Below are 21,661 nucleotides of genomic sequence, written 5' to 3' on the forward strand. Positions count from 1 at the left end.
CAAACAATTAAACGATGTCAATATTTACCAAAATAGTTAACGGAGAAATTCCGGCTTATAAAATTGCTGAAGACGATAATTATTTGGCTTTTTTAGATGTAAATCCAAACGCCAAAGGGCATACGCTTTGTATTCCAAAACAAGAAATCGACAAGATTTTTGAGATGGAAGACGAATTGTATTTAGGGTTAATGAAGTTCTCTAAGAAAATTGCCATTGCCTTAGAAAAAACAGTTCCGTGCAAAAGAGTCGGTATCGCTGTTGTAGGTTTAGAAGTTCCGCATGCTCATGTACATTTAATTCCTTTGAATGAAATGGATGAGATGCGTTTTCAAAACAAAGTATCGCTTTCTAAAGAAGAATTTGAAGCTTTAGCTAAAAGTATTCAGGCGAATTTATAATAAGCCTTAAAAATAGTTCAAAGTGCAGTTAAATTAGATTTTACTGCACTTTTTTATTTAATTGAATCTGAAAAGTAGTTCCTTTTCCTAATTCGGAGTGTAAAACTTTTATTTTACCATTGTGATATTCCTCTACGATTCTTTTCGTTAGCGAAAGTCCCAATCCCCAGCCGCGTTTTTTAGTTGTATAACCGGGTTCGAAGATGGTTTTGTATTGTTTTTTCTGAATTCCTGTTCCGGAATCTTTTACATTTATTTTTACATGATGGGCGTCCTGCTCAATTTGAAGCTCTAAAGTTCCTTTTCCTTTCATGGCGTCAATGGCATTTTTTACCAGATTTTCGATAGTCCAACTGTGCAGAATCGGGTTTATGGAGACCAAAATAGGCTCTTTCGGAACTTGATGTGAAAAAGCAACCTGTTTAGAGAAACGAGATTGTAAATATTCGTAACTGTTTAAAGTTTCTGTCACTATATCGTGAACTTCTAAAACAGGAACGGATCCAATTTTTGAAAAACGATCTGTAATGGTTTGAAGACGTTCCACATCTTTTTCGATTTCTGATGTGATCGATTGGTCTATTTCTTCTGTTTTTAAAATTTCAACCCAGCCAATTAAAGAAGATAAAGGGGTACCAATCTGATGTGCCGTTTCTTTAGCCATCCCTGCCCACAATTTATTTTGAATGGCCATTTTAGTACTTCTGTAAAAATTATAAATCAGAGCGCCAAAAAGAAAGATAATTAGCAATAAAGCAATCGGATAATATTTAAGTTTATTCAGTAAAGACGAATTACCATAATATAGTTTTTGATATTTTCCCGGTGCATATTCAAAGACAATAGGCTCATTTTCATTTTTTAAACCATTCAGAAAAGCCATTGATTTTTTCTCGTCCTGCAAGACTGTTTCAGGAACATTTCTTGTGGTCAGAATTTTGTCATACATCGTAAGAATGACGGGAATAGAGTTGTTGTTGCTGGAAATTTGAAGCGGAAGTTCGAGATCCGTATTTTCATCCGCATTAATCAATGCAATCTGAGCATTGGCCAATAGTTTCATTTTTATCCTTTCTTCATTTTTAAAAATTTGAAAAAAAGTATAAGTGTTCCAGAGAATCAGAGAAATGATTAAAAAGGAGATGCTGATAATAACCCAACGGGTAGTATTTCTTCTTTCAGAAAAAAACATATTTTAATTTTTGTGGTATAAATATAACGAAATAAACACAGTTAAATTTTGTGGTGCTCAAAAGTTTTTTTGTTTTTAAGTCTAAAGTATTTCTTTGGCAGAAACGATTTCTATACTTTTGTACTCGCCGGAAAAGAGATTCGGTTAAAACCAAAAAAATATGATTACCATTAACCCAAAAGAGATTCCAACAGCAAAATTGCACGGCTATTTGCAGAGTGCCGTTGGGCCGAGACCTATTGCCTTTGCAAGTACTATCAGCGAAAAAGGAATTCCGAATCTGTCACCGTTTAGTTTCTTTAATGTGTTTAGTGCTAATCCGCCAATTTTGGTTTTTTCACCCTCAAGACGCGTGCGCGACAATACGATTAAACATACTTTAATCAATGCCGAAGCAACTCGTGAGGTGGTAATCAATGTGGTGAATTATGATTTGGTGCAACAAACTTCGCTGTCCAGTACAGAATATGGAGAAGGTGTAAATGAATTTATAAAGGCCGGATTGACACAAATTCCGTCAGATTTAGTAAAACCATATCGTGTAAAAGAATCTCCGGTGCAATTTGAGTGCAAAGTCACGCAGATTATTCCATTAGGAACCGAAGGTGGGGCGGGAAATCTAATCCTGTGTGAAGTAGTAAAAATTCATATTCACGAAGCTATTTTGGACGAAAACGGAGCAATCGATCAACATAAAATTGACTTGGTTTCAAGATTAGGAAGTAATTGGTATTCAAGATCAAACCAAGGACTTTTTGAAGTGCCAAAACCACTTACAACTCTAGGGATTGGAGTAGATATGATTCCGGATTTTATCAAAGAAAGCAATGTTTTTGACGGAAATGATCTGGGCAAACTCGGAAATATAGAAACCTTGCCTACAACAGAAGAAGTTAGTATATTTGTAAAAGAAAACTTTTCTGTGAAAGGAGTTTTAAGCTCTGATGATGTGGAAAAAGTACATTTAGAAGCTAAAAAATACCTAAATGAAGATGATATAACATCTGCTTGGAAAGTGCTTTTGGCTAAGAAATAAGAAAAGAAACAATAATTAATATAAACGAAGATGGAAGTTACAGGAAAAGTAAAAGTGGTTAACCCGGAGCAACAAGTTAGTGCCTCATTTAAAAAAAGAGAATTAGTTGTTACTACTGATGAGCAATATCCACAACATATTTTAATCGAATTTACGCAAGATAAATGCGATTTGTTAAGTAGCTATAAGCAAGGAGAGGCAGTAAAAGTTTCTATCAATTTAAGAGGAAGAGAATGGGTTAATCCACAAGGAGAAGCTAAATATTTCAATAGTATTCAAGGTTGGAGAATCGAAAGAGTAGGTAACGAAGCACCTTCACAAGCGCCACCAATGCCTAGCGCGGAAACTTTTGCTCCGGCTACAAGCATAAACGAAAACGAACCGGACGATTTACCTTTCTAAGAGTTAATCCAAAAGGTTAAATTCCAATCCCGATTGTTGTCGGGAAAAATTCCAAATTCCAATTCGTTCGTACAATTGGAATTTGGAATTTGTTTTTTGTATTGATAGTTAGATTAAATGCTTTTTTTGTCATTTCGAAGTATGAGAAATCACACAAGGTGCTCCGTTTCTATTTTTCGCAATTTTGTCATACTGAGGAACGAAGTATCTTCACAAGTAATTCCGTAAAGTGAAGCTCAACAGTGTCGATTCAGCAAACGTAGATCCTTCGTTCCTCAGGATGACAAACTGTACGGAGCAACTTGTGTGATTTCTCATTCTTCGAAATGACATAAGAAGAGCACTTCCAATATTTAAATTAGCATTTTAGAAGGAATAAAATTTGCCTTTCGCAGAAAGCAAAAAAATCACAAAAATTTGGAATTTGGAATTTCAGTATTGGAATTTCAGTATTATATTTAGTTATAAAAAAAAGATGTACTACATGTCTAAAGATTTATTTTTCCCACCAGTTTCAGAAGCCGACGAAGAAGGAATTCTCGCTATAGGAGGAGATTTAAGCCCGGAACGTCTGCAATTGGCCTATAAAAGTGGAATTTTTCCTTGGTTTAATGAAGGAGAACCTATTATTTGGTGGTCACCCGATCCTCGAATGGTTTTGTTTCTAGATGAACTGATCGTGTCTAAAAGTATGCGGAATATTTTGAACAGAAATCAGTTTAAAGTTACCGTTAATAAAAATTTTAAAGACGTTATTTCAAACTGCCAGAAAATAAAACGGGACGGTCAAAATGGAACCTGGATTTCAAATGAAATGATTGATGCCTATTGTAAGTTAAACGAAATGGGAATTGCAAAATCTATTGAGGTTTGGCAGGATGAGGTTTTGGTAGGTGGTTTGTACGGAATTGATTTAGGCCATGTTTTTTGCGGAGAAAGTATGTTCTCGAAAGTGTCAAATGCATCCAAAGTAGCTTTTATTGCTTTGGTTGAATATTTAAAAAGAGCGAATTACAAACTTCTCGATTGTCAGGTTTATAATTCGCATTTAGAAAGTTTAGGCTGTAGGGAAATTGATAGGGAAGCGTTTATGGAAATATTGCTTAAAACTTCAGTTTAGTAAAGTTCCAGTTTAGGCTATCAAAAAGTACCAGTTCGTTTTTTAATGTAGGTAGTCCTACTATTAATTTTAAAGTTTCGTGGGCCATCTTGGTACCAATAATTCCCGGTAATGTTCCTAAAACTCCATTCAGGTTGCAATTTGGGACTTCTTTCGGATCAGGCATTTCGGGGAATAAATCGCGTAAGTTTTTACTACCCATATGATTAAATACCGCAAGCTGTCCTTCAAATTTTAAAATACTGCCATAAACCAATGTTTTTCCTAAGCTTACACAAGTATCGTTAACCAAATAACGGGTAGTGAAATTATCGGAGCCATCCACAATAATGTCAAAATCGGAGAGGAGTGAAATGGCATTTTCGGCAGTAAGTTTTTCTTCAAAAGCAACAACAGTAATTAGGGGATTTAATTGTTCAAGTTTCTTTTTAGCGGTTAGGGCTTTACCCAGTCCAACCTGATCTTCGGTATACAAAATCTGACGATGCAAATTGTGTATCTCGATGGTGTCAAAATCGACAATGCCAATTGTTCCCACTCCTGCGGTAGCTATATATTGTAAAATTGGACAGCCTAAACCGCCCGCACCGATCACCAATACTTTTGCGTTTTTAATTTTCTCCTGACCTTCATCGCCGATTTCAGGAAGTATAGTTTGTCTGTTGTACCGTAGAAATTCTTGTATGATGCTCATTATTTTTGTGTGAAATGTAAAATGTGAGATGTATTTAGACCGTCTGACTAAACGTTCTGTCCCAGTCTTTCCAGACCGGTTCGTAGCCTGATTTTTTTATGACTTGCGCTATTTCTTCTGCGGATCTTTCGTCACTGATTTCAAATTGTTCCAGGGATTGCGGATCAACAACGTAACCACCCGGATTGGTTTTAGAACCGGCACTCATGCTTGTTGTTCCAATTGGAATGATGTTATTTCTGAATTTCTCATTTTCACGCGTTGAAATAGAGATTTCAAGATCCTCATTCCATAAACGGTAAGCGCAGATCAGCTGTGTCAGGTCTTTGTCATCCATTATAAAATTAGGTTCAATAATTCCTTCCGCAGGACGCAATCTCGGGAATGAAACCGAGTATTTTGTCTGCCAGTATTTTTTCTGAAGATAATCGATGTGTAAGGCATTAAAGAAACTATCGGTTCGCCAGTCTTCCAAACCTAATAGTACACCTAATCCTATTTTATGAATTCCTGCTGTTCCAACTCTGTCCGGAGTCTCTAATCTGAAATCGAAATTTGACTTTTTGCCTTTAGTATGGTATTTTTTATAAACTTCCTGATGATAGGTTTCCTGATAAACTAAAATCGAGTAAACACCGGCTTCATGCAAACGTTCGTATTCTTCGGTAGAAAGTGGCTGTACTTCTGCTGAAATAATCGAAAATTGCTCTTTGATCTGGGTGATGGCATTTAGAAAATAGTTAATATTCACCGTATAATTGGCTTCACCGGTAACCAGTAAAACATGATCAAAACCGGTTTTTTTTAAGGCTTCTACTTCAAGTTTGATTTCTGCGTCTGAGAGTGTTTTTCGTTTGATTTTGTTGTCTAAACTAAAACCGCAATAAGTGCAGATATTTTGGCATTCGTTACTTAAATATAACGGGGCATACATCTGAATCGTTTTCCCAAAACGTTTTTTGGTGAGTTCATGACATTGCTGTGCCATGGTCTCCAAATAGGGCAATGCGGCGGGTGAGATCAATGCCAGAAAATCGTCCAGATTGCGTTTGGTTTTGGCCAATGCTTGTTCGACTTCACGAGTTGAAGTTTGGTATATTCTGGATTGAATGGTATTCCAATCGTAGTTTTTAAATACCGATTTAAATGTTTTCATTTTGTTAGGTTTTAACCGCAAAGGGCGCAATGGTTTACGCTAGGTTCGCTAAGCTTTGTGTGCCTTGCTTAAGTCTTTGTCCTCTTTGCGGTTAGAATAATTGTTAATCATATAAAAAAGAAGTCAAAGGACTGGAAGCAATTGCGTGATTGTATTGTTTTCCGAGTTTGGCTTCAAAAGCTTTTCTTCCTGCGATTACGGCTTCTTTAAAAGCTTGTGCCATTAATTCAGGATTTCCTGCGACGGCAATAGCGGTATTCACTAAAACAGCATCAGCGCCTAATTCCATTGCTTTTGCGGCATGAGAGGGAGCTCCGATACCGGCATCTACAATCACCGGAACGGTACTTTGCTCTATAATTATTTCTAAGAAATCTATAGTTTTTAAACCCTTATTGCTTCCAATAGGCGAGCCTAACGGCATGACAGCAGCAGTTCCGGCATCTTCCAAATGTTTGCACAAAACGGGATCAGCATGAATGTAAGGGAGAACGATAAAACCTAATTTTGCCAATTCTTCTGTGGCTTTTAAGGTTTCAATAGCGTCGGGCATCAGGTATTTAGGATCCGGATGTATTTCGAGTTTTAGCCAATTTGTTTCTAATGCTTCACGAGCCAGTTGCGCGGCAAATATCGCTTCTTTTGCATTTCTGGCACCCGATGTATTGGGTAACAAATTAATTCCGGGATGTTTTAAATGCGTTAAAATAGTCTCCGTATCGGTTTCCAGATCAATTCGTTTTAAGGCAACGGTTACTAATTCGCTTTCTGAAGCTAAAATGGCACGTTCCATCTCGAGGTTGGAACCAAACTTTCCTGTTCCTAAAAACAGGCGTGAGGTTAAGGTTTTATCACCAATATTAAATAACGACGTTTGCATATAATTTTTCGTTTAATTGTTGAATGAGTTTTTCTTTTTGATCACTTTTTGTGATGAGTCCGGAGACGGCGATGCCGTGAACACCAATTTCCATTAATCTGTCGATATCGGTAGAAATAACTCCGCCAATAGCATAAACCGGAATTTCAGAATTGTTGTCTTTTAATTTTTGAAGAATTTCAGAATAACCTTCAAAACCAAGAACCGGACTTAATTTTTCCTTTGTCGTAGTGAATCGGAGGGGTCCCAAACCAATATAATCACAACCGTTTGTAATGTGATTTTGAATATCTTCAAATGTATTAGCGGTTGCTCCAATGATTTTAGTATCTCCTAAAATGGTTCTTGCTTCTTCAATTTTGGTATCCGAAAGGCCTAAGTGTACACCGTCGGCAGCAATTTGTTGTGCCAGATATACATTGTCGTTTACAATAAAATTGGCCAGGTATTCTTCGCATAAAAATTTTACTGCTTCAGCCAGCGCAAAAGAGTTTTTAGTATTTTGATTTTTGAAACGCATTTGAACCCAATCACAACCACTATCAAGTGCTTCGTGAATGTTATACAATTGTTTTGAGATTGTATTTCCTTGCGAGATGTATTGTAATTTATTGTACATAATGATATCCGATTAATGTTGAAGTTGAACTCAGGTATGTTTCTATGTAGGTTTTGGCATTGATACAAGCTTCTTTTTCATCTTGGTTTAATGCGAGATTTGCGGCTATAGCTGCCGAAAGAATACAGCCGGAGCCGTGTTTCTCGAAGCATTTTTTTTCAGAAGGCAATAATTCAACTATTTCATTTTTCAAAAACAAACAATCTGTTCCGATTTTAGTAGGGTTGTGTCCTCCTTTGAGTAAAATAGTTGTTGGAACTTCGTTTTTTATCCAAAGATTGTTTGATAAAAACCCGGGAAACAAAAGTTCTATTTCATTGTAATTGGGTGTAATCAAATCAATTTTGGATAGAATTTTATGAAAATCCAAATCAGCCGTAACTTTCATAAACTCGAATGCTGTTGTTGATTTCAGAACCGGATCCCAAACAATTTTTGTGGTCGGAGACAGCAGTTTTATAGTCGAAAGAATGCGATTTAAATAAGGTAAGCTTGGTGTGATTCCGATTTTTACGGTTTTGATTTTATAGTTTTCAAACAAAGTTTCAATAGAGCGAAGTACAAAGCTTAAATCAGTCCATTGAATGTGATGGAATTGATTTTCGGTTTGAATGGTATTGGCCGTTGAAATAGCAAAACCTATAACCTGATGCTGTTCAAAAGTTTTAATATCTGCCAGAATACCTGCCCCTCCAGTGGGGTCTAAACCGGCTATAGTGAGTACGTAAGGACGATTTTCTGACATAATATAAATTGGTTTACAGGGTTTTCATGATTCCATATCGCTCCCAAAAGGGCAATACCATCGAAACCATTTTCTAACGTTGTTTTGCTGTTTTCGGGAGAAATTCCACCCAGAGCGATCATCTTTGTCCTAAAGTTTTTTCTTGATTTTACTGCTTCAAAAAGATCAATTTCAGAAGCATAATTTTCTTTCGAAATGCTTTTAAAAACAGGGCTTAAAAAAGCATATTCAAAGCTTGGATCTAAAGCGTTAAAATCAGCAATCGAGTGGGAAGAAGTAGAAACCGTTTTGTTTTCAATGGGAAATAGTAAAGTTTGATTTCGTTCTCTTTCAGAAAAATGAATTTTACTAATACCAAAAGCATCAGCAATTTGATGCTGTGTATGCAGGATCAATTTTGATCTGAATTCAGGTTTTATTTGCTCAATAAATTGCATCATCTCAATCTCAGTAAACTCCGGTTTTCGGACATGAAATAGCGCTAATCCCTCCTCAAAAAGAGAATGGATTAGGCTGATTTCGTTTGCTACCGCAACTGGATTTGATATAACGATCATTATTGTGAAATGTTCTTTTGTCAGATGCTTTTTGTGAAATGTAAAATGTTTTTTGTGAAATTTGAAATGACGACAACTTGTCTCATTTTGCATCTCACATTTTACATTTCACTATAAACATTTAGATGTAAATTTCTTTTCCTTGTTCAATAAACTCTTCTGATTTTTCCTGCATCCCTTTTTCTGCGGCGGCTACATCACGAATTTCCTGTGATATTTTCATCGAGCAGAATTTTGGTCCGCACATCGAGCAGAAATGGGCAATTTTAGCACCCTCGGCAGGAAGTGTTTCGTCGTGAAATTCTCTGGCTGTATCCGGATCCAATGATAAATTGAACTGATCTTCCCAACGGAATTCAAAACGAGCTTTACTCAAGGCATTGTCGCGATATTGTGCTCCCGGATGTCCTTTGGCTAAATCAGCAGCATGGGCTGAGATTTTATAGGTAATTACGCCGTCTTTTACGTCTTTTTTATTCGGTAGTCCTAAATGTTCTTTTGGTGTAACATAACACAGCATCGCACAACCGTACCAGCCAATCATAGCCGCTCCAATGGCAGATGTAATGTGATCGTAACCAGGTGCAATATCCGTTGTTAAAGGTCCAAGGGTATAAAAAGGAGCCTCGTTACAATGTTCTAATTGTTTGTCCATATTTTCTTTAATCATGTGCATCGGCACGTGACCAGGACCTTCTATAAAGACTTGTACATCGTGTTTCCAGGCTATTTTTGCCAGTTCACCTAAAGTTTCTAACTCGGCAAATTGTGCAGCATCATTAGCGTCGGCAATAGAACCTGGACGTAAGCCATCTCCTAAAGAAAAAGCGACATCATACTGTTTCATGATTTCGCAGATTTCTTCGAAATGGGTGTATAAAAAGTTTTCTTTGTGGTGAAACAAACACCATTTCGCCATTATAGATCCGCCGCGGGAAACAATTCCCGTCACACGTTCTGCGGTTAAGTGAATGTAGCGCAGTAAAACTCCGGCATGAATCGTAAAATACGAAACTCCTTGTTCTGCCTGTTCAATTAGTGTATCGCGGAAAACCTCCCACGTTAAATCTTCAGCAATTCCTTTTACTTTTTCTAAGGCCTGATAAATAGGCACCGTTCCAATAGGCACCGGAGAGTTACGAATGATCCATTCTCTGGTTTCGTGAATGTTTTTTCCTGTTGATAAGTCCATTATCGTATCAGCTCCCCAACGGCAAGCCCAAACAGCTTTTTCTACTTCCTCTTCAATAGTTGAAGTCACAGCGCTATTTCCGATGTTAGCGTTTATTTTTACAAGAAAATTTCGGCCTACAATCATCGGTTCACTTTCTGGGTGGTTGATGTTGTTTGGGATAATGGCGCGTCCAATGGCTACTTCGCTACGAACAAATTCCGGTGTAATTTTACTTTTCGGTGTATTTGCTCCAAAACTATGACCTGCGTGCTGGCATTGCATGGCTTTGGTTTGTTCGTTTAAAAGTTCGATACGTTGGTTTTCACGAATCGCAATGTATTCCATTTCAGGTGTGATGATTCCTTGTTTGGCGTAATACAATTGGGTTACGTTTGCTCCTTCTTTAGCTCTTTTAGGCTGATGTAAATATTCGAATCTTAAATGGTTTAAGTTTTCATCTTTTAATCGCATTTGTCCGTAATCGGATGTTATTTCAGATAAGATTTCAACATCATTTCGTTCTAAAATCCATTCCTCTCTTAGTCGTGGCAGCCCTTTTCGGATGTCAATGGTGATATCCGGATCGGTATAAGCACCGGAGGTATCATAGATAGTTATCGCCGGATTCTTTTCAGTTCCGCCGTTAGAAAGTCGCGTGTCGCTTAATGCCACTTCACGCATGGCAACTTTTATTGGATGTATTTCACCATTCACATATATTTTTTTGGAATTTGGAAATGGCGTTCTGGATATTTTTTCTTCGTTTGTCATTTTTTTATGTAAGATGTGTGTTGTGAAATGTGAAATGGTTTGTCGTAGAGACGCATTGTAGAGACGCACTGCTGTGCGTCTCTACGGAGGTTGGAATTTGAAATTTACCCCCACAACAATTATAAAAATTGGAATTTTAATTCCTACCCCCCTTGGGTGGCAGAAATAATCAGAATATCATCAGTTTCCCGAATAAAATGAGAGTCCCATTCAGGTTTTGGAATTACGGTGCTGTTTATAGCAATGGCAATTCCGTTTTGTTTGTTCGGAATTTCGAGATCGAGCAATGACTGAACGCTAAGTGTTTCAGCATTGAAATGTTTGATTTGTTGGTTGATTTTTAGTTCCATTCCTTCTAGATTTAGTGTGTTGAAGAAAGGCATTACTGCGTTTCTTTACTCTAGGAATGGCTACAATTGCACATGAAAGTGCATCAGAAAGTCATCTTACTTTTCCCTACGCTAGTATGAACTAGATCAGGTTCAGAGGGTAAAATCTCAGCCTGCAATGTTGCAGACACCCCTAAAGTGTGAAGCAAATGTATGAAAGTTTTTTTAATAATCAGTTTTCAGTCACAGTTTTCACGATCAAGACTGCAAACCAAGACTGCAAACTGAGACTGAATACTGCGACTGTAAACTAAGCCCGAGTCCAGCAGTCTCCGACGTGATCGTTGACCATTCCGGTGGCTTGCATGTGGGCGTAAATCACGGTAGAACCTACAAATTTAAAGCCTCTTTTTTTTAAATCTTTGCTGATTTCGTCAGATAGAGGTGTGGTCGCAGGAACGTCTTTTAAGGTTTTTGGGGTATTGTCTATAGGTTTTCCGTTGGTGAATTTCCAGATATAATCGGAGAAGCTTCCAAATTCTTCCTGTATTTTTATAAAGGCCTGTGCATTGGTAACGGCGGAACGAATTTTTAATTTATTGCGAATAATTCCAGTATCTTCAAGTAAAGATTCGATTTTATCTTCGGGATAATTGGCGATTTTTTTATAGTCGAAATGATCAAAGGCAGCTCTGAAATTTTCTCTTTTATTCAATATAGTAATCCAGCTTAAACCGGCCTGAAAAGTTTCAAGGATTAAGAATTCGAATAATGATGCGTCGTCATAAACGGGAACGCCCCATTCTTCATCATGGTATTTTTTGTATAATTCACTGGAAGTACACCAGCCACATCTTATTATATCCATTTTTATTTCAAATATAAAAAAAAATCTCAAGCGGTTTAGGTTTGAGATTTTAAGTATTGTAAAAGATTTTTTATTTTATTGCTGTTACAAGCTGCAGTTTAAAACTTTCTAATTTGATCAAATAAAAGGTAGAGAACAGTAAAATCCAACTGATAAGGATCAAAAATAAATTGGTGTAATTTTGATTTGTAAATTCCAGATAATGGCATAAAAAGCCAAAAAAGAGAATTAATATAAAATTGTATACGATAGCGTTTTTTAAACTCATTTTGATGGCACCGGTTAAAAAATTCCAGAAGACAAGTTCGTCTTTTAGTATGATTTTTTCGGGATTTGAAACATCAATCAGAACATTTTGTGATAGCTCAAGATTAACCGTTATTGTTTTATTGTTTGATGTGTAGGTGTAATTGTGGTTTTGTAAAAAAGTAATAATTTCATTAGATTTCATGTTTTGGTTTTGTTAATTGGTTTTGGTTATAAAATAGGAATGGTTCTGCTTCTCAAAACTCTGATATTCGAACTATTTTTTAGAATATTAGCACATCAAAATTTTAAGAGTCAGTATTTTAAGATGATCTTATTGTTTTTCGATAGTCTTAGTTTTATCTTCAGTAGTAGGGTCCTGCTCGAGATATTTCTTTATTAAGTGATGTCCAAGATAAATCAGCGGAGTCAGTAAAATAGCGACAGAAAGTTTAAAAATGTAGCCCGTTAATCCTGATGAAATAAAGGTGTCAAAATCAATTTTTCCGGGTAACCAGAAGGCAATTCCAAGAACAATAAAAGAATCAAATAATTGAGAGATTACAGTTGACCCAGTGGTTCTAAGCCATATTTTTCCTTCACCTGTTCTGTTTTTAAAAAACCAAAAGATCCAAACATCAATTAGTTGGGAAATTATAAAAGCGATAAGACTTCCGACAATAATCCACATACTCTGTCCAAAAACAGCTTGAAACTGTTCGTCATTTACCGGGCTAATGCCTTTTGCGGCCGGAACCACAATCGCCATAAATAAGATCAGGAATGCATAAGCAATCAGGCAGGCTGTTATAAAGGAAAGTTTTTTAACACCTTTTTCTCCAAAATATTCATTGATCAAATCGGTAGTAAGAAAGACAATTGGCCAAGGTAGAATCCCGATACTCATTACAAATGGGCCAATCTGGATTAGTTTTCCTCCAATTAGTTCTGCGACGACTGCATTAGTAATAAAAATTCCTGCAAGAACAACAAAGACAATTTCTTTTCTGGTTTTAAACATGTGTTTTTATAATTGATGGGTCAAATTTAAGTTATTTCTTTAAAAGTTGGGATAGTTTGAATTTAAATTAGGCCAAGGTCTTTAAAATGGACGAGAAGTTAAAATTTTCTTTGCAATGCTGTTTTTAGTTATTTTTGAAGGAATTACAAAATTCATTTATACCACAACAAAGTGATGATAACAAAAAAAATAATTGGAATTATTCTTATGGGGACAACCTTTTTTGCGTCGAACGCACAAACCAATACTGAAAATCCGTTGCTTAAAAAGTGGACAGGCCCGTATGGCGGAGTTCCTGCATTTAATCTCTACAAGGTTTCAGATTTTAAACCGGCACTTCAGTTTGCTATTCAGGAGAAACTGGATGAAGTTGATGCTATTGCAAATAATTCAAAAGCACCAACTTTTGATAATACGATTGCGGCTTTAGAGCGCTCCGGTAAAACGATTACAAGAATTTCTACTGTCTATGGGATTTACAGATCTAACATAAGTAGTCCGGAATTTAATGTTGTGGATACTGAAATGTCTCCAAAATTTTCTGAGTTTACGGATAAAATCAATCAGAATAAAAAACTTTTCGAAAGAATTGAGGCTCTATATAATTCAAAAGAAAGTAAAAAACTTACCAGCGAGCAACAAAGATTGATTTGGTTGTATTACACTGATTTTGTTCGTGAAGGAGCAAAATTAAATAATGCCGACAAAGAAAAAGTAGCTAAAATCAATAAAGAACTAGCAACGCTTTTTACCCGATTTAATCAAAATTTATTGGCAGAAGAAAACAATCAGTATGTAGCTTTAAAAACAGAAGCTGATTTTGATGGTCTTCCGGCTGAAGAAAAAAATGCCGCAATAGCAGAAGCAAAAGAAAGAAAATTAGACGTTATGGGCTGCGTTGCCAATACACGTTCTTCGATTGAGCCTTTTTTGACGTTCTCAACGCGTAGGGATTTAAGAGAAAAAGCATTTGATATTTTTGTGAAACGTGGAGATAACGGAAATGAGAATGACACTAATTCGACTTTAGTTGAGATTTTGAAATTGCGTACTGAAAAAGCAAAAATACTTGGTTTTCCATCCTTTGCACATTGGAGTTTGTCTAATAAAATGGCAAAAGATCCACAGAAAACATTAGATTTAATGATGTCGGTTTGGAAACCTGCGGTAGAAAAAGTGCAGCAGGATGTGGCTGAAATGCAGAAAATTGTTGATACTGAAGGTGGAAAATTTAAAATTGAACCTTGGGATTATCGTTATTATGCTGAAAAAGTCAGAAAAGCAAAGTATGATTTAGATCAGAATGAAGTGAAACCTTATCTGCAATTAGAGAATTTACGTGAAGGAATGTTCTGGGTTGCCGGGGAATTATTTAATTTAAAATTCAAACAAATCACAGATGTTCCGGTTTATCATCCGGATGTACGTGTTTGGGAAGTAAGTAATAAGATAACAGGTAAAGTAGTGGGATTATGGTATTTTGATCCTTATGCGCGTTCAGGAAAACGTTCCGGTGCGTGGATGAATTCTTACCGTGATCAGCAAAAATTAGACGGAGATATTCTGACAATCGTATCTAATAATTGTAATTTTATTAAAGGAACTGCGAACGAGCCGGTTTTAATTTCGTGGTCGGATGCGACTACGTTATTCCATGAATTTGGCCATGCACTTCATGGTTTATGTTCAAATGTTACCTATCCAAGTTTGTCGGGAACAAGTGTTGCAAGAGATTATGTAGAGTTTCCTTCTCAATTGTTAGAGCACTGGTTGGCAACTCCGGAGGTCTTAAATAAATTTGCGTTACATTATAAAACCAATGAGCCACTGCCTCAGGCACTAGTAGATCGAATAGAGAAAGCAGCCGATTTTGGCGAAGGTTTTGCAACAGTTGAAACGATTTCAAGTTCACTGATTGATATGAAGCTTCACTTAGCAACAGAGGCTATTGATCCTCATAAATTTGAAAAAGAAACCTTAGATGCGCTAAATATGCCGTCAGAGATTGTAATGCGTCACAGAATCCCACAGTTTGGGCATATTTTTTCAAGTGACGGTTATGCGGCAGGATATTACAGTTACTTATGGGCAGATGTTATAAATGCAGATGCTTATGAGGCTTTCTTAGAAGGAAAAGGACCTTACGATAAAGAAGTTTCCAAACGACTTTATGACAATGTTTTTAGCACCGGAAATACGATTGATCAGGAAAAAGCGTATGAAAACTTCAGAGGAAGAGCGCCTAAGTCAGATGCTTTGATGAGAGCGAGAAATTTTCCGATTACGGATAAGAAGTAAGATGTAAAATGTGAATTGTGAAATGATTAAGTTCGTCTAAGGATAAAATAGATTTGATTTTTCGCATTTTACAATTTACATAAAATCTTTGCGGTTAAAAGAACCAATGGGATGCAATAAAAAAGCCCGAATAAATTAATATTCGGGCTTTTTGTATTGAAAAAATAATATATTAACCTAAAGTAACTCTTTTGAAACCTGTGATTTCAACGTTGAATCCTTTAACATAATCACTAACTTTTTTACTATCGTCTTTGATAAAGTTTTGATCTAATAAAGCTTTTTCTTGATCTAAAGTAGTATTGTCAGAGATGAAACGTTGTACTTTTCCTGGGATAATTTTGTCCCAAATTTGCTCTGGTTTACCTTCAGCTTTTAATTCAGCTTTAGCATCTTCTTCCGCTTGTTTAATAACTTCTTCAGTTAATTGAGAGAAAGAAATATATTTAGGAACATTTTTTAAAGTTTTTCCTAAACGTTTTGCTTCTTCATTATCTTTTTCGATTACAGCAATACGAGCAGCAAGTTCAGATTCAACGAAAGCAGGATCAAAATCTTTGTAAGATAATGTATCAGCTCCCATAGAAGCAACTTGCATAGAGATGTCTTTAGTTAAAACTTCAGCGTTGTCAACTGATTGAGAGATTGCTGTTAATGCAGCAATTTTGTTAACGTGAACATAAGATCCAACGAAAGCACCTTCTAAAATTTCAAAACCACCGATTTCGATTTTTTCACCAATAACACCAGTTTGCTCAATTAGTTTTTCAGCAACAGTAATTCCGTTGAAATCTGAAGCTAAGAAATCTTCTTTAGAAGAAAAGTTAATAGCTCTTTCTACTAATTCTTTAGCTAAAGTTACGAAAGCTTCATTTTTACCTACGAAATCAGTTTCGCAGTTTAAAGTGATGATCGCTCCTTTAGTTTTATCAGCATTAACAAAAGAAACAGCAGCTCCTTCAGAAGACTCACGGTCAGAACGATTAGCAGCAACTTTTTGTCCTTTTTCTCTAAGGTTTTGTATCGCTTTATCGAAATCTCCTTCAGCTTCAACTAAAGCTTTTTTACAGTCCATCATTCCGGCACCTGTAGTTTGTCTTAATTTATTTACGTCTGCAGCAGTAATTGTTGCCATAATATTTTGAATTTTAATGTTAAAAGTAAAAATTCCAGCTTTTAAATCCCAAATTCCAATTTTATTAAATTATCAACATAATGTTTTTAATTTTTATTTGGATTTTGGAATTTAAAATTTGGAATTTAAAATTTGATTTATTCTTCAGTAGCAGGAGCAGCAGCTTCAACAGCTGGCGCAGCTTCTACAGCAGCAGGTGCAGCAGTAGCATCTTCTGTTGTAGCTTCAGTTTCTTTGTCAGAACCTCTGTCAGAAAGACCGTCGATTACAGCAGCAGTTACTAAAGATAAAATTTTGTCAATTGATTTAGAAGCATCATCATTTGCAGGAATAACGTAATCAACCTCTCTTGGGTCAGAATTCGTATCAACCATTGCGAAAACTGGAATGTTTAATTTTTGTGCTTCTTTTATTGCGATATGTTCTGCTTTGATATCTACTACGAACAATGCTGCAGGTAGTCTAGACATATCAGCGATTGAACCTAAGTTTTTCTCTAATTTAGCACGTAGACGATCAACTTGTAAACGCTCTTTCTTAGAAAGTGTCATGAAAGTACCGTCTTTCTTCATTTTATCAATAGAAGACATTTTTTTAACTGCCTTTCTGATAGTTACAAAGTTAGTTAGCATTCCACCAGGCCATCTTTCAGTGATGTAAGGCATGTTTGCAGCTTTTGCTTTTTCAGCAACGATGTCTTTTGCTTGTTTTTTGGTAGCTACGAATAAGATTTTTCTACCTGATGCAGCGATTTTTTTCAAAGCTTCGTTAGCTTCTTCAATTTTAGCTGCAGTTTTATATAGATTGATAATGTGAATACCATTACGCTCCATATAAATGTAAGGAGCCATATTTGGATCCCATTTTCTAGTCATGTGTCCGAAGTGAACACCTGCTTCTAGTAAGTCTTTTACTTCTATTTTGTTTGCCATTTTTGTACTAGTTTACGTTCTGTTGATTAGCAATGCATAAATGGCGGTTTCCCAGGCTTTATACATTTAGATGCTAAACTATTTCCTACCTCGGTAGGAGAGCAACAACAACTGTGTTTTTTAATTTCAATAAATAATTGATCATGTCTTGTCCCAAATGAACAAGACAGGTAATATTAACGTTTAGAGAATTGGAATCTCTTACGAGCTTTCTTCTGACCGAATTTCTTACGTTCAACCATTCTTGGATCTCTTGTTAATAAACCTTCTGGTTTAAGGATAGCTCTGTTTTCAGCATTTACTTCACACATAACGCGTGCTAATGCCATTCTTACAGCTTCTGCCTGACCAGTTGAACCACCTCCGTAAACGTTTACTTTTACATCAAAGTTGTTTACATTTTCTGTCATAGACATTGGTTGTAAAACTTTGTATTGTAAAGTTGCCGTTGGAAAGTAAGTTGCGAATTCTTTTTTGTTTACAGTGATTTTTCCTGTTCCTTCAGAAACATATACACGTGCAACAGCGGTTTTTCTTCTACCGATTTTGTGAATAACTCCCATTACTTAAGATCGTTTAGGTTAACAGTTCTAGGTTTTTGAGCTCCTTGTTTGTGCTCAGCTCCTACAACAACATTTAGATTTCTAAAAAGTTCAGCTCCTAATTTGTTCTTAGGTAACATTCCTTTTACAGCTTTCTCTACTAATAATGCAGGGTTTTTAGATTGCAATACTTTAGCAGTTAAAGTTCTTTGTCCTCCTGGGTAACCTGTATGACGCATGTAAATTTTGTCATTCATTTTTGTACCTGTAAGGTTAATTTTTTCTGAGTTGATAACAATTACGTTATCTCCACAGTCAACGTGCGGTGTGTAACTTGGTTTGTACTTACCTCTTAAGATCATTGCAACCTTTGAAGCAAGACGTCCTAAGTTATGACCCTCAGCGTCAACAACAATCCACTCTTTAGTTACAGTGGCTTTGCTAGCTGAAACTGTTTTGTAGCTTAATGCGTCCATAATATTATTTTAATTAAACATTCCATCCCCAATAAAGGGGATGCAAAAGTACAATTAATTATTTTAAAACCAAATACCTGAAAAGATTATTTTAACTCCTGATTTTCAGGAGCTATTTTTTTATCTAAAACAATAAAAAAACCATCTTTACAAAAGTACGTAAAGATGGTTTCAAGTAAGGCAGATAAAAAAGTAAATTATACTATAAAGAGGTTGGCTATATCTACAACTTGCTGTGTAGTAAGTGGTTCGTCATAAGCTTCAGATCCTGCTGCGGCACCAAATAAGGTTGATGTATTAAATCCTGCCTGCATCGTAAGGCCTTCGCCATCATAGACAGCTTGTGTTGCGGCCGGCATTCCTGCACCTCTTTCACTATTAGAAATCCATCCTTTTAAACCACGCAGTCGTCTTACTTCAGACGCATGTCGTGCTTCAACAGAGTGGATTTGAAGTGCTGCGGTTAATAAATCAGGTGTAGAAATCAGATTTGCAGCCTGTCCTTTATAGGCTCTTACGCCCGTATCTTCAAATGCCTGAGCTAAGGCTAAGAAGGTCGGATAATCTCCAAAAGGATTAAAAGCGCCTCCAACTGTAAAGTCAAAAGTAGGTTTAGGGACAAAATTGGGACTCATTGTTCCACCTAAACCTGCAATTAGAAATTTTACGTGATCGGCTTCATGATCTGCAATTTGCTGAAATACTTTCAAATCGCGACCGCTATTTTCTGATGCGGGAATTACTCCTGAATCTAATGCCATAGCATAAAATTCATTTTCAAGATATTCTAAAGTTAATGCAAACTGCAACGCTCCGATTGGTGTTGCAGGAGTAGGGGTTATATCTTTTGCCATTGCTTTGTTAGCCAATGCGGATAGTCCGAATGGAATGGATGCAAATGCTAAATTTTTTCCAAGATTTCCAAATTGTGTAAAACTGTCTCTTCTTGAACCTGTGCTAGCCATAATACCCTCATTGGTAAAAGACTCTATAAATTTTAATATATTCATAATTTCTAATTTTTAAATTGGGTTATTATTAAGGTAAATATTTAGCAGTAAATTGAGTTGTGATAAATCCGCCTGCAATGGCTAAAATTTTTGAAGGATCTTTTGCGTCATCCAATCCGGTTGTCATATTGATGATGTCATCTCCGGCAAAATCTTTAGAATTCGGATTAATTAAACTTCTGATGGCAGAGGCGTGTCTTGCTTCTACAGAAACAATTTTCCCGGCCAACAATAAGTAATCCGGATTTTTGATCAGTTTTCCTGCCCCATTGTATGCGGCTACACCGGTATCTTCAAGTGCTTTGGCTGTAGCCAGAACATCGTTGCGACTATTAAAGTTTAAAGCACCGTAATTAAATGCTAATGTAGGGAGTAGTTGAGAACTCGGATCCGGTAGTCCACCAGTTAAAGCAGCTTTAAAGAAATCTCTGTGTACTACTTCGTGGTAATATAAGTCGGTAAGGACTTGTTTTTCTATAGCATTAAAGGTGGTGTTGAAATTGGAAGCGTTTACCACTTTGGTATAAAAGTCAGCCTCTAATTGTTCTAAAGCATATGCGTAGGTCAGAACGCCAAAATCTCCGGCTCCTAAATCGAATTTTCCGTTTTTGACTCCTGGTAACATATTATCTATTATAGGATCATCATTATCATTGTTGTCACTACATCCGGCCATAAGTAATCCGGCACTGGCAATAGTTAGTCCGCTTAGTTTGAGAAAATTCCTTCTGTTGTTCAATGAAGTGTCTACCTCTTGAACTCGTACTTCGTTTTTCATAATTATTACTTTTTTAAATGGTTATTAATAGGAATTGCATTTTTGCGTATTAGGTTACTTACGGGCTTTCTTACAGAGTAGTTTTAGAAATTAGATTTATTTTTTATTTTTTTTATAATTCTCTTAAGACATAAGGGAAAACATGATAAGATTTTGATGTAGTCTGCGATGATTTTTGTTGTAATTTCAGTAATTCTACTATATTTGTATTAATTCCATAAAACATGATAGAATGAAAGCTAAAGCAACTTTAAAACAAATCGCAAAAGAACTCAATGTTTCTGTATCAACAGTTTCTAAAGCGCTTAATGATAGTCCTGAAATTAGTGAGCAAACAAAAATTAAGATTAAAGAATACGCGAAATTGAAAAATTACAAACCAAATGTGATTGGTTTGAATTTGAAAAATCGTAAAACAAAAACGATAGGAGTTATTATACCTAATATATTGAACTCGTTTTTTGCGAAGGTTTTTAGTGGTATCGAAAAAGTAGCAGACAAAAAAGGATATAATGTAATTACCTGTATTTCTAATGAATCTTTAGAAAAAGAAATTCATACACTGGAAATGTTGAGTAACGGAACCATCGATGGTTTTATATTATCAGTTTCAGAAGAAGCGCAAAAATTACAGGAATACAATCATTTTTCGGCAATTATAAATGATGGAACGCCAATCGTAATGTTTGATCGAATTGCAGAAGGTGTAGAATGTGATAAAGTAGTTGTAGACGATTACGATTCTGCTTTAAACTCGACACAACATTTGATTAATTTAGGTTGTAAAAATATTGCCTTAATCTCTTCTGTTGATAATTTAAGTGTTGGAAAATTAAGAGCTGACGGTTATTTGAAAGCTTTAGAAAACAATAACATTGCGATAAACGAAAAAATCATCCTCAGAACCGATTCTGAAGAGGATATGAAAAGTAAAATTGACGCTATTTTTGAACAAAAAATTGACGGAATTTTTGCTTTGGATGAAAATGACTCCGTTGCAGCTCTACGCGTAGGATTGAAAAAAGGATACAGAGTTCCGGAAGATATCTCGATTATTGGTTTTGCAGATGGAATTTTAGCTTCAAGACGTTTATCACCAAGTTTGACAACAGTAAGCCAACACGGTATTGAAATTGGCGAAGTGGCTGCCAAAAGGTTAATCAAAAGACTCGAAGAAAACGAAGAAGAAACGTCAGATTATGAAACCATCGTAATCAAAACAGTATTAAAAGAACGGGAATCAACCCGCAAAGTATAGTTCAAAAAAAAATCCATTCAA

General features: G+C 35.9%; 24 protein-coding genes and 1 riboswitch. Of the genes, 6 read left to right on the top strand and 18 right to left on the bottom strand.

Going from position 1 to position 21,661, the window contains the following annotated elements; translation table 11 throughout:
- The first annotated feature begins 14 nt into the window (after window positions 1-14).
- Window positions 15-401, top strand: a complete 387-nt coding sequence (locus AB674_RS00920; protein WP_047773024.1) for an HIT family protein — start codon at window positions 15-17, stop codon at window positions 399-401.
- Window positions 402-441: 40 nt separating this feature from the next.
- Here AB674_RS00920 and AB674_RS00925 read toward each other — a convergent pair whose 3' ends face one another.
- Window positions 442-1,593 (bottom strand): sensor histidine kinase, encoded by a 1,152-nt coding sequence (locus AB674_RS00925; RefSeq protein ID WP_047773026.1) that lies wholly within the window; start codon window positions 1,591-1,593, stop codon window positions 442-444.
- A 160-nt stretch (window positions 1,594-1,753) separates the two neighbouring features.
- On the opposite strand from AB674_RS00925, the gene AB674_RS00930 reads away from it, so the two are divergent.
- From AB674_RS00930 to aat, 3 genes are all read left to right on the top strand, one after another.
- Window positions 1,754-2,629, top strand: a complete 876-nt coding sequence (locus tag AB674_RS00930) for a flavin reductase family protein (RefSeq protein ID WP_047773028.1) — start codon at window positions 1,754-1,756, stop codon at window positions 2,627-2,629.
- A 30-nt stretch (window positions 2,630-2,659) separates the two neighbouring features.
- Window positions 2,660-3,031, top strand: a complete 372-nt coding sequence (locus AB674_RS00935) for a DUF3127 domain-containing protein (protein ID WP_047773029.1) — start codon at window positions 2,660-2,662, stop codon at window positions 3,029-3,031.
- 475 nt (window positions 3,032-3,506) lie between these two features.
- Complete coding sequence (gene aat / locus AB674_RS00940; RefSeq protein WP_047773274.1) at window positions 3,507-4,151, top strand: leucyl/phenylalanyl-tRNA--protein transferase; 645 nt, start codon at window positions 3,507-3,509, stop codon at window positions 4,149-4,151.
- On the opposite strand, the gene AB674_RS00945 is transcribed toward aat, so the two are convergent.
- From AB674_RS00945 to AB674_RS00995, 11 genes are all read right to left on the bottom strand, one after another.
- On the bottom strand, window positions 4,135-4,845 hold the full coding sequence (locus tag AB674_RS00945; RefSeq protein WP_047773030.1) for a HesA/MoeB/ThiF family protein: 711 nt from the start codon (window positions 4,843-4,845) through the stop codon (window positions 4,135-4,137). The genes aat and AB674_RS00945 overlap by 17 nt on opposite strands.
- A 34-nt stretch (window positions 4,846-4,879) precedes the next feature.
- Entirely contained in the window at window positions 4,880-6,001 is a 1,122-nt protein-coding gene (gene thiH, locus AB674_RS00950; RefSeq protein WP_047773032.1) for a 2-iminoacetate synthase ThiH, read from the bottom strand.
- A 103-nt stretch (window positions 6,002-6,104) separates the two neighbouring features.
- Entirely contained in the window at window positions 6,105-6,881 is a 777-nt protein-coding gene (locus AB674_RS00955; protein ID WP_047773034.1) for a thiazole synthase, read from the bottom strand.
- Window positions 6,862-7,500 carry a thiamine phosphate synthase gene (locus AB674_RS00960; RefSeq protein ID WP_047773036.1) on the bottom strand — a complete coding sequence of 213 codons (639 nt, stop codon included), beginning with the start codon at window positions 7,498-7,500 and terminating at the stop codon, window positions 6,862-6,864. Before AB674_RS00960 ends, AB674_RS00955 begins: the two co-directional genes overlap by 20 nt.
- Complete coding sequence (locus AB674_RS00965; protein WP_047773038.1) at window positions 7,490-8,245, bottom strand: bifunctional hydroxymethylpyrimidine kinase/phosphomethylpyrimidine kinase; 756 nt, start codon at window positions 8,243-8,245, stop codon at window positions 7,490-7,492. The genes AB674_RS00960 and AB674_RS00965 overlap by 11 nt, the downstream gene beginning before the upstream one ends.
- Complete coding sequence (locus AB674_RS00970; RefSeq protein ID WP_047773276.1) at window positions 8,212-8,802, bottom strand: thiamine phosphate synthase; 591 nt, start codon at window positions 8,800-8,802, stop codon at window positions 8,212-8,214. Before AB674_RS00970 ends, AB674_RS00965 begins: the two co-directional genes overlap by 34 nt.
- 121 nt (window positions 8,803-8,923) lie before the next feature.
- Window positions 8,924-10,747, bottom strand: coding sequence for a phosphomethylpyrimidine synthase ThiC (gene thiC, locus AB674_RS00975; RefSeq protein WP_047773040.1), 1,824 nt, complete (start codon window positions 10,745-10,747; stop codon window positions 8,924-8,926).
- A gap of 143 nt (window positions 10,748-10,890) precedes the next feature.
- Complete coding sequence (gene thiS, locus AB674_RS00980) at window positions 10,891-11,097, bottom strand: sulfur carrier protein ThiS (RefSeq protein WP_047773278.1); 207 nt, start codon at window positions 11,095-11,097, stop codon at window positions 10,891-10,893.
- A gap of 86 nt (window positions 11,098-11,183) precedes the next feature.
- Window positions 11,184-11,281, bottom strand: a riboswitch (TPP riboswitch).
- Between the two features lie 105 nt (window positions 11,282-11,386).
- The gene (locus AB674_RS00985; RefSeq protein WP_047773042.1) at window positions 11,387-11,944 is read right to left on the bottom strand and encodes a DNA-3-methyladenine glycosylase I; all 558 of its coding nucleotides are present in this window, start codon (window positions 11,942-11,944) and stop codon (window positions 11,387-11,389) included.
- Between the two features lie 70 nt (window positions 11,945-12,014).
- A complete protein-coding gene (locus tag AB674_RS00990) occupies window positions 12,015-12,395 on the bottom strand; it encodes a hypothetical protein (protein WP_047773044.1) in 381 nt (126 codons plus the stop codon).
- A 129-nt stretch (window positions 12,396-12,524) separates the two neighbouring features.
- A complete protein-coding gene (locus tag AB674_RS00995) occupies window positions 12,525-13,211 on the bottom strand; it encodes a queuosine precursor transporter (protein ID WP_047773045.1) in 687 nt (228 codons plus the stop codon).
- Between the two features lie 174 nt (window positions 13,212-13,385).
- Between AB674_RS00995 and AB674_RS01000 the strand changes: the two genes are divergently transcribed.
- Window positions 13,386-15,509 carry a M3 family metallopeptidase gene (locus AB674_RS01000; protein WP_082210571.1) on the top strand — a complete coding sequence of 708 codons (2,124 nt, stop codon included), beginning with the start codon at window positions 13,386-13,388 and terminating at the stop codon, window positions 15,507-15,509.
- 172 nt (window positions 15,510-15,681) lie between these two features.
- On the opposite strand, the gene tsf is transcribed toward AB674_RS01000, so the two are convergent.
- The 6 genes from tsf to AB674_RS01030 all read right to left on the bottom strand — a co-directional run bounded on the left by tsf (window position 15,682) and on the right by AB674_RS01030 (window position 20,382).
- Window positions 15,682-16,644, bottom strand: a complete 963-nt coding sequence (gene tsf / locus AB674_RS01005) for a translation elongation factor Ts (RefSeq protein WP_047773047.1) — start codon at window positions 16,642-16,644, stop codon at window positions 15,682-15,684.
- Window positions 16,645-16,781: 137 nt separating this feature from the next.
- Window positions 16,782-17,576, bottom strand: coding sequence for a 30S ribosomal protein S2 (rpsB, locus tag AB674_RS01010; protein WP_047773049.1), 795 nt, complete (start codon window positions 17,574-17,576; stop codon window positions 16,782-16,784).
- Between the two features lie 176 nt (window positions 17,577-17,752).
- Entirely contained in the window at window positions 17,753-18,139 is a 387-nt protein-coding gene (rpsI, locus tag AB674_RS01015) for a 30S ribosomal protein S9 (protein WP_007808909.1), read from the bottom strand.
- Window positions 18,139-18,594 (bottom strand): 50S ribosomal protein L13, encoded by a 456-nt coding sequence (gene rplM, locus AB674_RS01020; RefSeq protein WP_047773051.1) that lies wholly within the window; start codon window positions 18,592-18,594, stop codon window positions 18,139-18,141. The genes rpsI and rplM overlap by 1 nt, the downstream gene beginning before the upstream one ends.
- A 197-nt stretch (window positions 18,595-18,791) precedes the next feature.
- Window positions 18,792-19,604 carry a ferritin-like domain-containing protein gene (locus tag AB674_RS01025; protein ID WP_047773053.1) on the bottom strand — a complete coding sequence of 271 codons (813 nt, stop codon included), beginning with the start codon at window positions 19,602-19,604 and terminating at the stop codon, window positions 18,792-18,794.
- A gap of 28 nt (window positions 19,605-19,632) precedes the next feature.
- Window positions 19,633-20,382 (bottom strand): ferritin-like domain-containing protein, encoded by a 750-nt coding sequence (locus tag AB674_RS01030; protein WP_047773054.1) that lies wholly within the window; start codon window positions 20,380-20,382, stop codon window positions 19,633-19,635.
- 232 nt (window positions 20,383-20,614) lie between these two features.
- Between AB674_RS01030 and AB674_RS01035 the strand changes: the two genes are divergently transcribed.
- Window positions 20,615-21,640, top strand: coding sequence for a LacI family DNA-binding transcriptional regulator (locus AB674_RS01035; protein WP_047773056.1), 1,026 nt, complete (start codon window positions 20,615-20,617; stop codon window positions 21,638-21,640).
- The last annotated feature ends 21 nt before the right edge of the window (window positions 21,641-21,661 follow it).

The organism is Flavobacterium sp. ABG (assembly GCF_001027725.1).
GTDB classification, from domain to species: Bacteria; Bacteroidota; Bacteroidia; order Flavobacteriales; family Flavobacteriaceae; genus Flavobacterium; species Flavobacterium cupriresistens.

What these genes read in the sequence shown, in the direction of transcription:
- AB674_RS01000 (WP_082210571.1), top strand. Translation starts at nt 13,386, where the DNA reads ATGATAACAAAAAAAATAATTGGAATTATTCTTATGGGGACAACCTTT.
- thiS (WP_047773278.1), bottom strand. Translation starts at nt 11,097, where the DNA reads ATGGAACTAAAAATCAACCAACAAATCAAACATTTCAATGCTGAAACA.
- thiH (WP_047773032.1), bottom strand. Translation starts at nt 6,001, where the DNA reads ATGAAAACATTTAAATCGGTATTTAAAAACTACGATTGGAATACCATT.
- AB674_RS00960 (WP_047773036.1), bottom strand. Translation starts at nt 7,500, where the DNA reads ATGTACAATAAATTACAATACATCTCGCAAGGAAATACAATCTCAAAA.
- AB674_RS00985 (WP_047773042.1), bottom strand. Translation starts at nt 11,944, where the DNA reads ATGGATATAATAAGATGTGGCTGGTGTACTTCCAGTGAATTATACAAA.
- AB674_RS00970 (WP_047773276.1), bottom strand. Translation starts at nt 8,802, where the DNA reads ATGATCGTTATATCAAATCCAGTTGCGGTAGCAAACGAAATCAGCCTA.
- rpsI (WP_007808909.1), bottom strand. Translation starts at nt 18,139, where the DNA reads ATGGGAGTTATTCACAAAATCGGTAGAAGAAAAACCGCTGTTGCACGT.
- rplM (WP_047773051.1), bottom strand. Translation starts at nt 18,594, where the DNA reads ATGGACGCATTAAGCTACAAAACAGTTTCAGCTAGCAAAGCCACTGTA.
- AB674_RS00920 (WP_047773024.1), top strand. Translation starts at nt 15, where the DNA reads ATGTCAATATTTACCAAAATAGTTAACGGAGAAATTCCGGCTTATAAA.
- AB674_RS00995 (WP_047773045.1), bottom strand. Translation starts at nt 13,211, where the DNA reads ATGTTTAAAACCAGAAAAGAAATTGTCTTTGTTGTTCTTGCAGGAATT.
- thiC (WP_047773040.1), bottom strand. Translation starts at nt 10,747, where the DNA reads ATGACAAACGAAGAAAAAATATCCAGAACGCCATTTCCAAATTCCAAA.
- AB674_RS00955 (WP_047773034.1), bottom strand. Translation starts at nt 6,881, where the DNA reads ATGCAAACGTCGTTATTTAATATTGGTGATAAAACCTTAACCTCACGC.
- AB674_RS00945 (WP_047773030.1), bottom strand. Translation starts at nt 4,845, where the DNA reads ATGAGCATCATACAAGAATTTCTACGGTACAACAGACAAACTATACTT.
- rpsB (WP_047773049.1), bottom strand. Translation starts at nt 17,576, where the DNA reads ATGGCAAACAAAATAGAAGTAAAAGACTTACTAGAAGCAGGTGTTCAC.
- aat (WP_047773274.1), top strand. Translation starts at nt 3,507, where the DNA reads ATGTACTACATGTCTAAAGATTTATTTTTCCCACCAGTTTCAGAAGCC.
- AB674_RS01025 (WP_047773053.1), bottom strand. Translation starts at nt 19,604, where the DNA reads ATGAATATATTAAAATTTATAGAGTCTTTTACCAATGAGGGTATTATG.
- AB674_RS01035 (WP_047773056.1), top strand. Translation starts at nt 20,615, where the DNA reads ATGAAAGCTAAAGCAACTTTAAAACAAATCGCAAAAGAACTCAATGTT.
- AB674_RS00930 (WP_047773028.1), top strand. Translation starts at nt 1,754, where the DNA reads ATGATTACCATTAACCCAAAAGAGATTCCAACAGCAAAATTGCACGGC.
- AB674_RS00925 (WP_047773026.1), bottom strand. Translation starts at nt 1,593, where the DNA reads ATGTTTTTTTCTGAAAGAAGAAATACTACCCGTTGGGTTATTATCAGC.
- AB674_RS00990 (WP_047773044.1), bottom strand. Translation starts at nt 12,395, where the DNA reads ATGAAATCTAATGAAATTATTACTTTTTTACAAAACCACAATTACACC.
- AB674_RS00965 (WP_047773038.1), bottom strand. Translation starts at nt 8,245, where the DNA reads ATGTCAGAAAATCGTCCTTACGTACTCACTATAGCCGGTTTAGACCCC.
- tsf (WP_047773047.1), bottom strand. Translation starts at nt 16,644, where the DNA reads ATGGCAACAATTACTGCTGCAGACGTAAATAAATTAAGACAAACTACA.
- AB674_RS01030 (WP_047773054.1), bottom strand. Translation starts at nt 20,382, where the DNA reads ATGAAAAACGAAGTACGAGTTCAAGAGGTAGACACTTCATTGAACAAC.
- AB674_RS00935 (WP_047773029.1), top strand. Translation starts at nt 2,660, where the DNA reads ATGGAAGTTACAGGAAAAGTAAAAGTGGTTAACCCGGAGCAACAAGTT.